This window comes from Micromonospora sp. ALFpr18c (assembly GCF_008868155.1).
Classification (GTDB): Bacteria; Actinomycetota; Actinomycetes; order Mycobacteriales; family Micromonosporaceae; genus Micromonospora.
The window spans coordinates 1-443 of record NZ_WBKR01000503.1 but is presented as its reverse complement, the minus strand read 5'-3'; the positions used below and the strand labels follow the sequence as shown (position 1 = coordinate 443).

General features: G+C 72.2%; 1 protein-coding gene. It reads right to left on the bottom strand.

What is annotated here, in order from left to right; genetic code table 11:
• Positions 1-438: alpha-amylase family glycosyl hydrolase (locus F8271_RS31845; protein ID WP_255473779.1), on the bottom strand; the 438-nt coding region annotated here is incomplete at its 3' end.
• Positions 439-443 lie beyond the last annotated feature (5 nt).

Genomic DNA, 443 nt, shown 5'->3' with positions numbered 1-443 from the left:
GGGTCGGTTCTTGAAGATCGGGGCGAGCCAGATGGCGGTGGTGCCGAGGCCCTGGATGTAGTCCATCCGGTCGATGACCCCCTTGAGGTCACCGCCGTGGTAGAAGCCCTTGTCCGCCGGGTCCAGGCCGGTGCGGAGCCGGTCACCGGTCAGCCCGCCGGTGTCGTTGCGCTGGTCGCCGTTGGCGAAGCGGTCCGGCAGGACGAAGTAGAACTGCTCGGCTCTGGCGGCGCTGCTGCCGGCCTTGAGCAGCGCCTCGGCGGACGGCTCCCGGCTCCACTGCGCGGCGCCCGCGGCGGCCAGCACGTCGGGGGTGGCGCGCTGCTCGCTGCCGTCGGCACCCACCTGGTGGAGGGCCACCGGCACGCCGACGAGGGTGAGCACGAGGGAGGTGGCCAGGGCGGCCAGTGCCTTGCGAGATATCGGCGGGGGTTTCATCGACG